Below are 14363 nucleotides of genomic sequence, written 5' to 3'. Positions count from 1 at the left end.
ATGTTCTCCCTCAGTTAAACGAGCTGGCGGCCTTTGGCGTCGATGGCTGTCGCCACCGCATCATCCGTCGCCTCATCCGGCAGCAGCATTTCATTATGGGCCTTGCCCGATGGAATCATCGGGAAGCAATTGGCCAGATTGGCCACGCGGCAATCGAAAATCACCGGCTTCTTCACATTGATCATTTCCATGATGGCATCATCCAGCTCGTCGGGCTTGTCGCAACGCATTCCAACCGCACCATAAGCTTCGGCCAGCTTGACAAAATCCGGCATGGCTTCGGTGTAGGAATTGGACAGGCGGTTGCCATGCAACAATTGCTGCCACTGGCGTACCATGCCCATATACTGGTTGTTCAAGATGAAAATCTTGACAGGCGCGTTATACTGCACAGCACAGGACATTTCCTGAATACACATCTGAATCGAGGCGTCACCGGCAATATCAATAACCAAAGCCTCAGGGTGGGCAATCTGCACGCCAATGGCGGCCGGGAAGCCATAGCCCATGGTGCCAAGGCCGCCAGAGGTCATCCAGTGGTTTGGCTGCTCAAAGCCAAAGAACTGGGCTGCCCACATCTGATGTTGGCCCACTTCCGTGGTGATATAGGTATCGCGGCCAAGGCTCAGCGCCGACAAACGCTCAATAGCGTATTGCGGCATGATCACGTCTCTGGACGGCTTGTAGGAGAAGGAGTTGCGCGCCTTCCACTGAGCAATGCTGGCCTTCCACTCTGCCGTCTGGTCTGCTTGCGGCTTCTTGGGCAAAGCACGCCAGATGCGCACCATATCTTCCAGCACATGGCCAACATCGCCGGTGATCGGAACATCCACCCGCACGACCTTGTTGATCGACGATGGATCAATATCGATATGGATTTTCTTGGAGTTGGGCGAAAACGCATTCAAACGGCCGGTGATACGGTCATCGAAGCGTGCGCCAATGCACACCATCACGTCACAATCATGCATGGCCATATTGGCTTCATAAGAGCCGTGCATGCCCAACATGCCAAGCCAATTTGCGCCCGATGCCGGATAGCTGCCCAGACCCATCAAGGTCGAGGTAATTGGAAAATCGGTCAATTGTACCAATTCGCGCAACAGCTTCGAGGCTTCCGGACCGGAATTGACCACGCCACCACCGGAATAGATGATGGGGCGGCGGGCGCTGGCCATCAGCTGAACGGCGGCTTCAATGGCTTTGGCATCGCCTTGCAGCTTGGGTTGATAGCTGCGCTGAATGGCGTGGCGCTCTGGCGGCGTATAGGTGCCGGTGGCAAACTGCACATCCTTTGGAATATCAACCACAACCGGGCCGGGACGCCCCGTTTGCGCAATGCGGAACGCTTCGTGGATGATGCGCGACAGATCATTCACGTCCTTCACCAGCCAATTGTGCTTGGTGCAAGGGCGGGTGATGCCAACGGTATCGCATTCCTGAAACGCATCCGAGCCAATCAACGTGGTGGGCACCTGTCCCGACAGACACACCAGCGGAATGCTATCCATCAAAGCATCCTGCAAAGGCGTGATCGTGTTGGTGACGCCCGGGCCAGAGGTGACCAAAACAACCCCGACCTTGCCGGTCGAGCGGGCATAACCTTCGGCCGCATGGCCAGCGCCCTGCTCGTGACGCACGAGAATGTGCTGAATATCATCCTGCTGGAAGATCTCGTCGTAGATCGGCAAAACCGAACCGCCCGGATAGCCAAAGATATGCTCGACACCATTGTCTTTCAAAGCCTGCAAGACAATTTCCGCACCGGTCATCTTTGCGCTTGGCTGCTCATTTGCGTTTTTTTCTGTTCCAGTCATGTCTGCTCCCGCCAGTTTCCCGAAGTGTATGTGCTGTTAGCGTGATTTTGGGCATAAAAAAAGGCCCCTGAGAGGAGCCTGTTTGTCGCGCATGGGAGGCTAATGCCTGACGGTTACACCGTCATGCCCATACGCGATCCCACCACAAGAATAATAGCAAAATTTTTCATAGGCGAAGTCTTAAACGCTATCTTGATAAGCGTCAACGCCAAAAAGCCCGCGAATGCGGCAGCAAACGCAAATTTATCGGGCATTCCGCGCGGCATACAAAGGCTGTGAAATCAGTATACGGCTTATTAACAGAGCCAGCCTTAAAATAGCGCCAGGCCCATGGAGCATCCATTGCGTAATCAAGACATTTCCCCACCGTCCTCGACACCCGAGGAGGATCGTCGCAATCTCATGGCACCGGGAAATCGCTTCTTGGGGCGCGTCGTCGGCTGCAATGGCGCGCAGGCCACCATCGCCGCCACCGCCGAGCATGGCGAAACCAGCCTCACCTCCCTTTGGTCGGTTGGCCGGTTGATTTCCATCACCGTCGATCAAAATCGTGTCGTCGCCCTCGTCTATGCCATGCGCACAGCAAGCGGACTTTGGACCGAAAGCGAAAATAATGGCTTCATCATTGATGTTGAGCTGATGGGCGAAGTGCGCCGTGGTGCAGATGGCGTTGAAACCTTCTCAACCGGCATTACGCAATATCCTTACCTGGGCGCTGTTGCCCACCGCATTCGCGTGGCCGACCTCAAGCGTATTTATGAGTCCAAAGAAGGCGGCAGCTGCGTCATTGGCAAGCTCTCTCAGGATGACGAGATTGACGCGACCATCAACATCCCCGCCATGCTCTCAAAGCATTTCGCCGTGGTTGGCTCAACCGGTGTTGGCAAATCCACGGCTGTGTCGCTGCTTTTGCACAAAGCCATTGAGAGCGACCCGAAGCTGCGCGTGCTGATCCTTGATCCGCACAATGAATTTGCCGCCGCCTTTCCCGACCATGCCGTGGTGGTGGATACCGACACGCTGGACCTCCCCTTCTGGCTGATGCGGCTGGAAGAATTTACCGAGGTGCTGTATCGCGGCCGCCCTGCTGTTCCAGAAGAAGTCGACATTCTGCGCGAGCTGATCCCGGAGGCCAAACGCGCCTTCAAGGGTGGTGACGCAAGCCTGATCCGCCGCAGCGATCGCGCCAGCTTCACCGCCGATACACCGGTGCCCTACCGGCTGGCCGATTTGCTGGCTGGCATTGATGAGCGCATTGGCAAGCTGGAAGGTCGCGAGGAAAAGCCGCATCTGCGCACCGTTAAAATCCGCATTCTCTCGGCGGTGAATGATCCGCGCTATCGCTTCATGTTTTCCAGCAACACAATCAGCGATACGATTATGGAGACGGTTGCGCATATTTTCCGCGTTCCCGGCCATGGCCGCCCGATTTCCACATTTCAGCTTGCGGGCATCCCCTCCGAAATCGTCAATTCGGTTGCCTCCGTGCTGTGCCGCATGGCGTTTGAGCTGGCGATGTGGTCGAACGGTGCCATTCACATGCTGGTGGTGTGCGAAGAAGCCCACCGCTATGTACCGTCTGACCCCAGCCTCGGCTTTTTCCCCACGCGCCAGGCCATTGCCCGCATTGCCAAGGAAGGCCGCAAATACGGCGTGTCGCTCGGCATCATCACCCAGAGGCCGGGCGAGCTGGACCAAACGATTCTCTCGCAATGCTCCACCGTGTTTGCCATGCGGCTGGCCAATGACCGCGATCAGGACATCATCCGCTCTGCCCTGCCAGACGGCTCCATTTCGGCCACCAGTTTTATCTCCTCCATCGGCAATGGTGAGGCCATTGCCTTTGGCGAGGCGATCTCCGTGCCGATGCGCATGCGCTTTTCGCGTGTCGAGCAGCGTTATCTGCCCAAAGCCAGCGGCACAACCGTGCGCCAATCCGACGAAAAACCGGACAACATCGACCTGCGCGATGTCATCTCGCGCATGCGCGCCAGCGCCGAGCCAGACCTCGGCAATTTCAATCAAAACTACACACAGATGTCACCGGCCCCCTCCTCGCCAGCACCTATCGAGCCCTATCGCCCGGACATGTTGCCAAGCGTAGAGCCCGATGCCCCGGCCGCTGCCACATCCTCAGGCTTCAGGCCGGCCAGCGCCTATGCAGGTTTGCGCAATCCTGACGCTCCCGGCCTTTTCGCCACGGCATCATCGCCAGTCGCGCCACCAAGACGCGAGCATGGCATGAGTTTGCGCGAGAGTATTTTGAGAAAACCCTTGAAGGATGGGAAAGACTAAGCGGCTTTGCTCAACAGCTGCTTGGGTATCCATGCCGCTGTAAGAAGCCGAACACCAGCCTGTCACCAGGGCTTAGACACCAGATCGCCTGTGGTCGAACACGCAAAAAATCCTGCCGAAGGACCATATGCATGTATGTTTGCCAACGCGACCGCAGGTCGGGCTCCTTCCTCGGCGGAGTGGCCGGGGCCATTTCCTGTCATATCGGTTGATGTCAGGCCGGGATCAACAGCATTCACCTTGATCCCCTCACGGTCGAGTTCCTTGGCAAGTTTAACAGTCAGCATGTTGAGCGCCGTTTTGGACGCACAATATCCACCAAAGCCCACGCTCCAGGTTTCGCTTCTCATATCCAGAGCATCCGACAGTGAGCTGAGACCACTGCTCATCATCACAATTCGCGCCGCACTCGATTTGCGCAACAAAGGCAGAAATGCCTGAGTGACCCGCAAGACACCAAACACGTTGGCGTCAAACATCTGTTTGATCTCATCAATCGACTCGCTCGAAAGAGAGGGGGCTTCAGCAAACATAAGCCCGGCATTATTGACCAGAACATCAACATGGCCCACGGCCTGCTCGATGGTCTTTGCAGCCTTGGTCACGCTGGTATCGTCTGTCACATTGAGTTGCACGGCGCGTGCATCAATTCCCTCGTCCCTCAGACTCCGAGCCGCCACCTCGCCACGTGACATATCCCGGCAACCGAGCCAAACCATGTGACCACTTGCGCCGAGCTGTCGGGCAATAGCAAACCCAATTCCTTTATTCGCGCCGGTGATGAGTGCAATATTTGATATGTGATTCATAGTGACGTCCCTTCAGACTTGCGACATCACATAAATACTACGAAATTCGTATTATTCAATCTTCGGATTGAGAGATTTTTTGTGTGAGATTGAGAAACGTGGTTCTCTCTGCCGGATCAAGCGCCTCCAACATGGCTTTGCACGAGGCTCGATACCCATCAACATAGCCCAAAACGGCATCTTGACCCTGCTGTGTGATATTCAGCGAAACCGACCGGCGGTTTTCCTGTGGACGCCGCCGCTCGACCATCTCCTTGCGCACCAATCTGTCGACCGAAGAAGACATCGTTGTCAGCGCGACATCAAGGTGGCGCGCCACATCTCCCAATGTGCATTCGGGGTGCTCACTGATGAAGAGAAGGGCCTGGATATCCAGAGCATTAAGCGCATTTTTCAGGGCCGCCGCCGCTTCTTCAACCTTGAAACGGCGGGTGAACCGCTCAAAAGCGATCGCGAGTTTTTCAATTTGTTCTGGTGTCGGTGCTGTCATATCGGGAATTAAGCATGTCTGATCAATCAGTGTAAGCCGTTGCTCGCAAGATATCCTGTCACAATGAGGATCTGCACCGGCACTCTCTTCTTCAGCCCCATGCGGACCCTCAGCCGCCTCCGTTCCGCTTGGCGGCCTCCGCCAGCACACTCAAATGCCGCTCGATCAGGGTGAGAAAGGCAATTGTTCCGCAGATCAGCGCGGCTATCAGCACGCCGCCGAGGCCACCGAAAATTGCACCGGTGAGCGATATGCCGCTGCCGCCATAATAATAATAATAGCTGCCGCCGGTGGCGCCGGAGGCCGTGGCAATTACGATGATCAACAGGGCAAAAACGGCGTTGAGAGTGGAAAGTGTTCTGGCCAGAAAGAGATTCATGTGCGACCCCGTGCAGTGGTGTTTTCAGCGCAATCCCATCACGGATAATGCGGGTTAGCAAGCGCCAGACAAAACCAGTGCTTGCTCAAACGAGACGCGCGTTTTCGGCTTTGTTTTGCGTCAACAAAGGCACTATTGCCTCCAGTTCCATTGGCCTGCCAAACAGATAGCCCTGAATAATCTGCGGAGCCATCGGCATGAGAACAGCCAATTCCTCTTCGGTTTCGACGCCTTCCAGCACGCATTTTAAATCGAGGTTACGGCAAAGCGTAATAATGGCTGCGATGATCTCGCGGGATGTGGCACTATCGGCCACCTTGCGCACAAAGCTCTTGTCGATCTTGATCTTGTCCAGCGGCAGACGGTCGATATAGGCAAAGCTGGAATAGCCGGAGCCAAAATCATCCAGCGCCACTTTGAATCCCGCAGCAGACAGGTCTTCCAGCAGACTGCGTGACGCAGCAATATCCTTCATCACCGCCGTTTCGGTAATTTCAAATTCAATGCGCCCCGGGGCAATGCCACGCGCAAACACCTGCGCTGTCAGCGAAAATATAAAATCTCTATCCGCCACATCCTGTGCCGAGAGATTGAAAGAGATGCTCACATCGGTTGGCCATGTCTCTAAAGCGTCAAGGCCTTTGCCGAACAGAATTTTGGTGACATTCTGAATCAAACCCGCCCGCTCGGCAGCGCGGATAAAGCTCTCCGGTTGGATTTCGCCCAGCTTCGGGCTTTGCCAACGGGCCAGCGCCTCAAAGCTCATAATTCGACGGGTCGGAATATCCATCTGAGGCTGGAACACCAAATGAAGCTCTTCATTCAGGTTCGCCTCGCGCAATGCTCTTTCAAGCTCCACGCCTTGCCGCATCTGCTCTTCCTGTTCGGGCGTGAAGATGATTGTGCTGCGCCGCGCGTTTTGCTTGCCGCGGTAGAGCGCAAAATCCGCTCTCTCATATATACAGGCTGACGCTTTGCCCATTGTTGGATAATGAGCAAAGCCAATGGTTCCGCTCACATTCAATTGCAGCAGTGCAATTTCATAGGGAAGACTTATGGTGGCAATCAAATTGGCACCGAATTGCTCCACCTGCTGGCAATCAAGCCCTCCGGTTATCAAAATGGCAAATTCATCGCCACCGACACGCCCAAACACGATCTCGGATGATTCGTGCCGCTTCAGTCGCGTCACCACCTGGCACAACAGATTATCACCCACGGAGTGGCCATAGATATCATTGATGGCTTTAAACCCGTCGAGATCCAGAATTCCGATCCAGAATGGACGCTCTTCCTGGACCAACATCTCCATATGGCCAAACAGCGCGCGGCGATTGGCAATACCGGTCAAGCTGTCTTGCATCGAAATCTGATCGGCATAAAGGCGCGCATCAATCTGACGCAAAATGGCTTTGCGCAAAAGCGTTGCCATGCCAAATGCCGCAAACGAGGTTGCAACACCAATGAAGGCAAAGCGTGCAGCGTCTTCGGCCGAAAGGCCAGCGGCAAACCAGAACAGCGTGGCAATGGAGATGGCGACGCTGACAAATGTGCCGCGTAGCGTGACGCCCGAGGTGGAAAACACCACCGCCATCAGCACAAAATAGACCAGCTTCTGCTCTTCAAAATGCAAAAGCATATAGGCCAGCACATTGAGATACATCAGCAGATTGGTGGCAAGGCCCACAGTCTCCAATCGCCCCAGGGATGTCTTGCCCTCCGGCAACAGAAAATACCTGAACAGCGCGTAGCAAAGAGCAGTGCAAAGACTGATTCCGCCCAGCACGGCAAGATGAAGCCCGTGCTCATCATGCCAATGGCCCCAGGTGACAAAGAGATAATAAGCGCAGCCGGGAGCAAGAAAACCACGAACAATAGGCCTATAAGCGTCTGCCATCGCCTGTTGACGAATTGGACTTGCCCAGATCCTGTAATGTTGCAGGATCGTTTTAAACATCGCAGCAAAACGCCAATTTCAACAAACCGGCGCAATGTCTTTTTATTTTATCGGCCAAACACATGCGCAGATCCAAACATCTTTCAATGCACCTATTTTGGCACATTAATATTGAAGATGCGTGAATCATGAAGAAAGCATAGAAAACAAAAACGGCACATCTGTTCTGGTCAGATGACTATACATAGTCTTATTTTATTATTTCCCAGCCATCGCTCATTTGATTGCGAAACCAGGTCATTTGCCGTTTGGCATATTGCCGGGTCGCGGCAGAGGCCTTTTCAATCGCCTCTTGGCGGCTGATATCGCCCCTCAGCATGGCGGCAATTTGCATCACACCAATGGCTTTCATGGCGGGCATATCCGGGGCAAGATTTTGCGCCAAAAGCGCCTCCACTTCTTCCACCGCCCCTTGCTCCATCATCAAGGCAAACCGGCGATTGATCCGATCGTGCAAAGTGGCGCGCTCCGGTAAAACCACGATTTTTCGAGCTCTTGCTGGATCAACGATCACGGGTCCCGTGCGGGCTTGCAACGTGGCGATGGATTGCCCCGTGACCTCCAGCACTTCCAATGCCCGCACAATGCGCTGACCATCTTGCGGATTGAGCTTTGCGGCCATGACGGAATCGCGCTCCATCAACTCGCGATGCAGCGCTTGCGATCCTTCCAGCGCTTCGCGCTTGCGCAAACGGCTGCGGACCTCCTCAGGAATCGCAGGCATTTCTGAGAGACCACCCGTCAGCGCCTTGAAATAAAGCCCCGTGCCGCCGATGATCACCGGCAGGCGGCCTTCGGCTTTCAACCCGGCCAACAGCACCTCTATTTCACGCAGCCAGTCACCGGTGGAATAGGTCTTGCTGGCGGGCACATGACCGTAGAGATAATGCCGCACACCTTGCATCTCGGCATCATCTGGCCGGGCTGTGACAACCCGCAGCGTATCATAGACCTGCATGCTATCGGCATTGATCACCACGCCCCTTGCGTCTTTGCTCAGCTTTAGCGCTAGCGCGGACTTGCCGCTGGCGGTCGGGCCGGTTATCAGGATGGCGTCGAAATTATCTTCAAGGTTTTTCATCATGGCTTTTGTTGCCACGCTTATCGCCAATCCGTCAAATCCTGTTCTTACACCCGCTCTTGCAGAAAAGGCGGCGCTGGCTCTGGATGCCTCCGGTCTTTACTGGCTGGCCGATGGCGTGGCATGCGATATCGCCTTGAAAGACGGCACAAACCTTGCGGATGCAGAGCACTGTCTTCGCACCATCGTGGCAGATCTGCCGATTGATGTGGCCATTCAACACGCAGATCAACGCCGCAAAAAATTTCTGATTGCCGATATGGATTCAACCATGATCGGTCAGGAATGCATTGATGAACTCGCCGCCGAAGTGGGGCTGAAAGATCAGGTCTCAAAAATCACCGCCCGCGCCATGAACGGTGAGATCGCCTTTGAGCCAGCCCTTCGCGAGCGCGTGGCGCTGCTGAAAGGCCTGCCCGCCAATGTGGTGGATGAGGTGATTGCCAAGCGCATCACCCTTACTCCAGGTGGCCTTGAGCTGATCGCCACCATGAAAGCCAAGGGATATTACACCGCCCTCGTCTCTGGCGGGTTTACCGTTTTCACCTCAAAAATCGCAGAAACGCTCGGCTTTGATGAAAATCGTGCCAACATTCTTTTGGAGCGGGATGGATTGTTAAGCGGCGAAGTGGCCGAGCCAATTTTGGGCAAACAGGCCAAGGTGGATGCGCTCGAAGACATTGTCGCCAAGCTTGGCATTACCAATGATGACGTGATGGCGGTGGGTGACGGTGCCAATGACCTTGGCATGTTGGGCATTGCAGGTTCCGGTGTGGCGTTGCACGCCAAACCATCGGTTGCGGCGCAAGCCAAAATCCGCATCGACCATAGCGATCTCACCGCCCTTCTCTATCTGCAAGGCTATCGCAAAACCGATTTCGTCTCCGCCTGAGGTCAGCATGATGTTTCTTGAAACAGACCGCCTGATTTTGCGCTGCTGGAAAGACAGCGACCGCGACCTGTTTCGAGAGATCAACCGCGACCCGAAGGTGATGGAGTTTTTTCCCTTTCGGCGTTCCCATGAAGAAGCCGATGCGATGATGGATAAGATCAATGGTCTGATCCGCGATACCGGACTTTGCTTCTTTGCCCTTGAGCTGAAAGAGACCGGAGAGCCCATGGGCTTTTGTGGTCTGACCGATGCCATGCTGCCGGGCATCTTGCCGGACGGTACAATTGAAATCGGCTGGCGGCTGGCCACCCGCTTCTGGGGCCATGGCTATATCACCGAAGCCGCCAAAGCCTTGCTGGATTATGGATTCCGCATCAAGGGCCTGGACGAGATTGTTTCCTTTGCGGTTGAAAACAACCATCGCTCAACAGCCGTGATGAAAAGGCTGGGAATGACACAGGATATCGCGGGCAGCTTCATCCATCCGCGCGTACCACCCAGCCATCCGCATTTGCAGCGCCATGTGCTGTATCGGTTAACGGCCGAGGAATTTAGCCGCCGAGAAAGCGCTTGAAGTACTGGAATCAGTTTTTAAGCATTGCGATGTAGCGGCCTGAATCGACTCAACAATTCAAGCCCGTGGAAAGCGCACGGCCTATTCCAGCGGCACCGATACGAAGCGTAAATCCCCTCTGGGATTGGCAACCATGAAGTAAGCGCTGCGGCGGCCATCGGATTTCAGCTTGAGGATTTTTTCCAAAAGCGCATCAGGCGTATCGACAAATTCCTGCGCCACTTCCACAATCACCTCGCCCACCTTCATGCCTTTCAGATCGGCGGGCGAGTCTTTCTCAACATTGGTGATCAGCAGGCCTTCGACGCTTTCAGCAATGCTGTTGGCTGCCCGTTTGTCGTCGTCAAGGTTGGTCACGGTCATGCCCAAAACCGCCGTGGTGGCGTCATCATCAACCGCGCCATCTTCTCCTTGCGGATCGGCCTGTTCGGTCTCCTTGGCACCGGTGTCCTTGGCTTCCGCCACTTTTTCATCCGGCAGCCTTGCAAGCTTCACCTTCAAGGTCTGGCGCTGGCCATCCCGAAACACCACAACGTCCAGATCCTGATCAATCGGGCTTTCGGCCACGGTACGCACCAGATCCCGGCTTTCCAAAATCTCCTTGCCGTTGAAGCTGATGATCACATCGCCCATTTTCACCGGACCTTTTGCCACCGGTCCGCCATCAATCACGCTGCTGATCAAAGCGCCGCGCCCGGTCTTGATACCTGCCTGTTTTGCAAGATCATCCGGTACGGGCTGAATGCGTACGCCCAGCCAACCACGACGGGTTTCGCCATACTGTCTGAGTTGGGCAATCACATTTTCCGCAAGCTCGGTCGGCACGGCAAAACCGATGCCAATCGAGCCGCCGCTGGGCGAAATAATCGCGGTGTTGATACCAATCACCTCACCCGCCATGTTGAACAGCGGACCGCCGGAATTGCCCTTGTTGATCGCGGCATCGGTCTGGATAAAATTATCGTATGGTCCGGCATTGATATTGCGACCACGCGCCGAGATAATCCCGAGCGTTACGGAACCACCGAGGCCGAAGGGATTGCCAATGGCCATCACCCAATCGCCAATCCGCATTTTGCGCGAATCACCAAATTTCACCGCCGTCAGCGGCTCAGTTGGCTCCACTTTCAGCAAGGATAGGTCGGTTTTGGTATCGGTGCCCACCAGCTTCGCTTTGAGCTTGGAGCCATCCGAGAAGATAACTTCAATATCATCAGCGTTTTCGATCACATGATTGTTGGTGACAATGTAACCAGCCGGATCAATCACAAAGCCGGAGCCGAGCGAATTGACCTTGTGGTTGCCCGTCTTGCCCTGACGTTTCTTGTAGAAATCCTCAAACAAATCTTCGAAGGGCGAGCCCTTTGGCACCTGTGGCACCGGCCCTGCTTCGTCGTCATCGACATTTTGCGAGGTGGCAATATTCACCACCGCCCCCAGCAAGCCTTGCGCGATATCGGCCACGGGCGCGGGGCCTGGCATCTGTGCCAGAGCGGCCGTGCGATCTGCAATCAGCCCGCCAAAGCACACGGCACTTCCGACAACGGCAGACATCAGAAGTCGCGTGGGTGTTCCGCGGCGCTTGATCATGGGCATCCTCGCATTCAGCAAAATCCTCTCAGCATCATAGGGCGCAATGGCGAAAACCGAAACGCCCTTCCAACACTTGTTCACGCTATATTGTGGTTGTGGCCAAGACATGATTGGACGTGAAAAAAGCAAGGGAAAACGAAAAAGGGCCGGAATAAACCGGCCCTCTCGCTTAATTTTCAAGGCGTGATGATCAATTGCTGGCAGCAGGTGCCGCAAGCTTTGCGTCGGGTGCGCCCTTGGACTGCTCAAAGAACTTGAAGAACTCCGAATTTGGCGACAGCACCATGGAGGTTCCCTTGTTGCCAAGCGCATCTTCATAGGCCGCCATCGAACGGTAGAATTCGAAGAAGGCCGGATCACGCTTATAGGCATCCGCAAACACCTTGTTGCGCTCTGCATCGCCCTGACCACGCAGGATTTCAGAATCACGCTGGGCATCTGCCTTCAGCTCCACCACCTGACGATCGGCAATGGCGCGACGGCGTTGACCTTGCTCGTTACCACGGGCACGGATCAACTCGGCCTCGGCCAGACGCTCAGACCGCATCCGCGCAAAAGTCTCACGCGACACTTCCTGTGTCAGATCGGTGCGGCGAATACGAACATCATCAATGGTAATACCGAGGTTTTCGGCATCCGTTTTCAGATCAGCCGCCACTTCCTGCATCATCGCAGACCGTGCTTCCGACAGCGCCGATTCAAAGCCACGCAAACCATAAACACGACGCAACGAGGCATCAAGACGGGTTCTCAACCGTGCTTCGGCATCATCGCGGTTACCACCGGCAATAATCCCGATAAAGCGGCGGGCGTCGGTGATCTTGTAAATCAGGAATGCGTCAACCTCGTAGAATTTACCGCCCTTGACCTGAACACGGATATTGTCGAGATCAAAGCGCAACGCCTGATCAGACACGAATTGCACCCGGTCAGCACCCGCAAACGCAAACGGCATTTTGAAGTAAAGACCCGGCTCGCTGTAAACTTCCTTGATCTGACCAAAGCGGATGACCACAGCCTGCTGGCGCTGGTTGACCACAAACATCGACGAGTAGACAAGGAGCAGCACAACGGCCAAACCAATCAGCATGGAAAGCATACGATTTGACATCTTATTTGCCTCCCTGGCTGGATTGGGCTGGGCCAGATTGTGCACCCATACGGCCAATCTCGTTCAAGGGAAGATAAGGCACAGCACCCTGGCCATTATTATCCATGATAACCTTGTTCGATTTTTTCAGAACCTGCTCCATGGTTTCGATATAGAGCCGCTTGCGCGTCACATCTGGTGCAAGAACATATTGGTCATAGATCGAGATAAAGCGCTGGGCTTCACCCTCGGCTTCCTTGACCACACGATCCTTGTAAGCTGCCGCTTCTTCACGAATCTGCGCCGACTGACCACGGGCAGAACCCAGAACCTTATTGGCGTATTGGTTGGCTTCCTCAACAAAACGATCTTCGTCCTGTTCGGCACGCTGCACTTCATCAAAGGCATCCGCCACTTCACGCGGCGGTGCTGCATCTTCAATCGCAACAGAATTGATCGAAATGCCAGCGCCATATTTATCCATGGTGCCTTGAATGATGTTGCGCACATCATTGGCAATTTCCTGACGGGCATCGCGGAAAATATCTTGCGCAGGACGCCGGCCAACCACCTCACGCATGGCGCTTTCAGCAACCTGCTGCAACGTCTGCGGTGGTGATTCGAGATTGAACAGATAAGCCTTCGGATCGCTCACCGTAAACAGCACCGAGAACTGCACGTTGACGATATTTTGATCACCGGTCAGCATCAGGCCAGCCGAAGAATTGCTGGCAACCTTGGCACCAATGTTCTGCTGCTGCTCTGTAACCTTGACCTTTTCAACCGTTTCCAGCGGCCAAAAATGAAAATGCAAACCGGGGCCAGCAATCTCATCCTTCGGCTTACCAAAGCGCATTTCCACGCCGCGCTCATCCGGCTGCACCGTGTAAATGGCTTGTGTCAGCCAAAAACCACCGGCCACGAGTGCCAAAACCAGCCCCATACCGATGTTCAAGCCGCCGGGCATCAGGTTTTTAAACTGATCTTGGCCCCGGCGGATCATATCCTCCAGATCCGGTGGCTGTTTTCCGCCACCGCCGCCATTGCCACGTGGCTTGTTAGGCCCCTGACCCCATGGTCCTTGATTATTTCCACCGCCGCCGCCCGTCGGGCCGCCGCCGTTCTGATTACTCCAAGGCATCAAAACCTCTTTTTTTGAGAATTCTCCCCTACAGCACCGTAAGCTTTTTCAAACGCAAACAGGTGGCTGTAAAACCGCTACTCTCTGCATAAGACCCTGTTAAACCCGCCTGCGGTTTAAAGAATTATGAAGAGGCCCTCAACGCCACCGATAAAGGCGGGGACAAGGATTAAGACAGTTATAGGTATCGCGTGCCACGCTTTCAACGCAAAGCGACAACTTCTTTCAAATCCATGGCAAATAAA

12 protein-coding genes are annotated in these 14363 nt (G+C 54.8%); 3 read left to right on the top strand and 9 right to left on the bottom strand.

The genetic code is table 11. From position 1 onward, the window contains the following. Positions 1 to 14: 14 nt before the first annotated feature. Complete coding sequence (locus BJF95_RS14275) at positions 15 to 1817, bottom strand: acetolactate synthase 3 large subunit (protein ID WP_075640084.1); 1803 nt, start codon at positions 1815 to 1817, stop codon at positions 15 to 17. A gap of 342 nt (positions 1818 to 2159) precedes the next feature. Here BJF95_RS14275 and BJF95_RS14270 point away from each other — a divergent pair, with 342 nt between their 5' ends. Then, complete coding sequence (locus BJF95_RS14270; protein WP_425348693.1) at positions 2160 to 4112, top strand: ATP-binding protein; 1953 nt, start codon at positions 2160 to 2162, stop codon at positions 4110 to 4112. A 62-nt stretch (positions 4113 to 4174) separates the two neighbouring features. Here the strand turns inward: BJF95_RS14270 and BJF95_RS14265 are convergent, their stop codons facing one another. The 5 genes from BJF95_RS14265 to miaA form a co-directional block, all read right to left on the bottom strand. Beyond that, positions 4175 to 4921 carry an SDR family NAD(P)-dependent oxidoreductase gene (locus BJF95_RS14265; protein ID WP_075640082.1) on the bottom strand — a complete coding sequence of 249 codons (747 nt, stop codon included), beginning with the start codon at positions 4919 to 4921 and terminating at the stop codon, positions 4175 to 4177. 55 nt (positions 4922 to 4976) lie between these two features. Then, positions 4977 to 5411: a MarR family winged helix-turn-helix transcriptional regulator gene (locus BJF95_RS14260; RefSeq protein ID WP_075640081.1), complete on the bottom strand. Its 435-nt coding sequence runs from the start codon at positions 5409 to 5411 to the stop codon at positions 4977 to 4979. 109 nt (positions 5412 to 5520) lie between these two features. After that, positions 5521 to 5790 carry a hypothetical protein gene (locus BJF95_RS14255; protein ID WP_075640080.1) on the bottom strand — a complete coding sequence of 90 codons (270 nt, stop codon included), beginning with the start codon at positions 5788 to 5790 and terminating at the stop codon, positions 5521 to 5523. An 85-nt stretch (positions 5791 to 5875) separates the two neighbouring features. After that, complete coding sequence (locus tag BJF95_RS14250; RefSeq protein WP_075640079.1) at positions 5876 to 7687, bottom strand: putative bifunctional diguanylate cyclase/phosphodiesterase; 1812 nt, start codon at positions 7685 to 7687, stop codon at positions 5876 to 5878. Positions 7688 to 7937: 250 nt separating this feature from the next. Then, positions 7938 to 8831: a tRNA (adenosine(37)-N6)-dimethylallyltransferase MiaA gene (miaA, locus tag BJF95_RS14245; RefSeq protein ID WP_075640078.1), complete on the bottom strand. Its 894-nt coding sequence runs from the start codon at positions 8829 to 8831 to the stop codon at positions 7938 to 7940. On the opposite strand from miaA, the gene serB reads away from it, so the two are divergent. Both serB and BJF95_RS14235 read left to right on the top strand, forming a co-directional pair. Beyond that, complete coding sequence (gene serB, locus BJF95_RS14240; RefSeq protein WP_075640077.1) at positions 8830 to 9720, top strand: phosphoserine phosphatase SerB; 891 nt, start codon at positions 8830 to 8832, stop codon at positions 9718 to 9720. The genes miaA and serB overlap by 2 nt on opposite strands. 7 nt (positions 9721 to 9727) lie before the next feature. After that, positions 9728 to 10294 carry a GNAT family N-acetyltransferase gene (locus BJF95_RS14235; RefSeq protein ID WP_075640076.1) on the top strand — a complete coding sequence of 189 codons (567 nt, stop codon included), beginning with the start codon at positions 9728 to 9730 and terminating at the stop codon, positions 10292 to 10294. A gap of 81 nt (positions 10295 to 10375) precedes the next feature. Here BJF95_RS14235 and BJF95_RS14230 read toward each other — a convergent pair whose 3' ends face one another. From BJF95_RS14230 to hflK, 3 genes are all read right to left on the bottom strand, one after another. Then, the gene (locus tag BJF95_RS14230; RefSeq protein WP_075640359.1) at positions 10376 to 11884 is read right to left on the bottom strand and encodes a Do family serine endopeptidase; all 1509 of its coding nucleotides are present in this window, start codon (positions 11882 to 11884) and stop codon (positions 10376 to 10378) included. A gap of 193 nt (positions 11885 to 12077) precedes the next feature. After that, positions 12078 to 12998 carry a protease modulator HflC gene (hflC, locus tag BJF95_RS14225; protein ID WP_075640075.1) on the bottom strand — a complete coding sequence of 307 codons (921 nt, stop codon included), beginning with the start codon at positions 12996 to 12998 and terminating at the stop codon, positions 12078 to 12080. Position 12999: 1 nt separating this feature from the next. After that, positions 13000 to 14118, bottom strand: coding sequence for an FtsH protease activity modulator HflK (gene hflK / locus BJF95_RS14220; protein ID WP_075640074.1), 1119 nt, complete (start codon positions 14116 to 14118; stop codon positions 13000 to 13002). Positions 14119 to 14363 lie beyond the last annotated feature (245 nt).

The sequence above is a fragment of the Rhizobium oryziradicis genome, assembly GCF_001939045.1.
Taxonomy (GTDB): Bacteria; Pseudomonadota; Alphaproteobacteria; order Rhizobiales; family Rhizobiaceae; genus Allorhizobium; species Allorhizobium oryziradicis.
Note: the sequence above shows the minus strand (reverse complement) of the source record. Positions and strands in the feature narration are given on the sequence as shown.

What these genes read in the sequence shown, in the direction of transcription:
- serB (WP_075640077.1), top strand. Translation starts at nt 8,830, where the DNA reads ATGGCTTTTGTTGCCACGCTTATCGCCAATCCGTCAAATCCTGTTCTT.
- hflC (WP_075640075.1), bottom strand. Translation starts at nt 12,998, where the DNA reads ATGTCAAATCGTATGCTTTCCATGCTGATTGGTTTGGCCGTTGTGCTG.
- BJF95_RS14235 (WP_075640076.1), top strand. Translation starts at nt 9,728, where the DNA reads ATGATGTTTCTTGAAACAGACCGCCTGATTTTGCGCTGCTGGAAAGAC.
- BJF95_RS14265 (WP_075640082.1), bottom strand. Translation starts at nt 4,921, where the DNA reads ATGAATCACATATCAAATATTGCACTCATCACCGGCGCGAATAAAGGA.
- BJF95_RS14255 (WP_075640080.1), bottom strand. Translation starts at nt 5,790, where the DNA reads ATGAATCTCTTTCTGGCCAGAACACTTTCCACTCTCAACGCCGTTTTT.
- miaA (WP_075640078.1), bottom strand. Translation starts at nt 8,831, where the DNA reads ATGATGAAAAACCTTGAAGATAATTTCGACGCCATCCTGATAACCGGC.
- BJF95_RS14275 (WP_075640084.1), bottom strand. Translation starts at nt 1,817, where the DNA reads ATGACTGGAACAGAAAAAAACGCAAATGAGCAGCCAAGCGCAAAGATG.
- BJF95_RS14250 (WP_075640079.1), bottom strand. Translation starts at nt 7,687, where the DNA reads ATGGCAGACGCTTATAGGCCTATTGTTCGTGGTTTTCTTGCTCCCGGC.
- BJF95_RS14230 (WP_075640359.1), bottom strand. Translation starts at nt 11,884, where the DNA reads ATGATCAAGCGCCGCGGAACACCCACGCGACTTCTGATGTCTGCCGTT.
- BJF95_RS14260 (WP_075640081.1), bottom strand. Translation starts at nt 5,411, where the DNA reads ATGACAGCACCGACACCAGAACAAATTGAAAAACTCGCGATCGCTTTT.
- hflK (WP_075640074.1), bottom strand. Translation starts at nt 14,118, where the DNA reads ATGCCTTGGAGTAATCAGAACGGCGGCGGCCCGACGGGCGGCGGCGGT.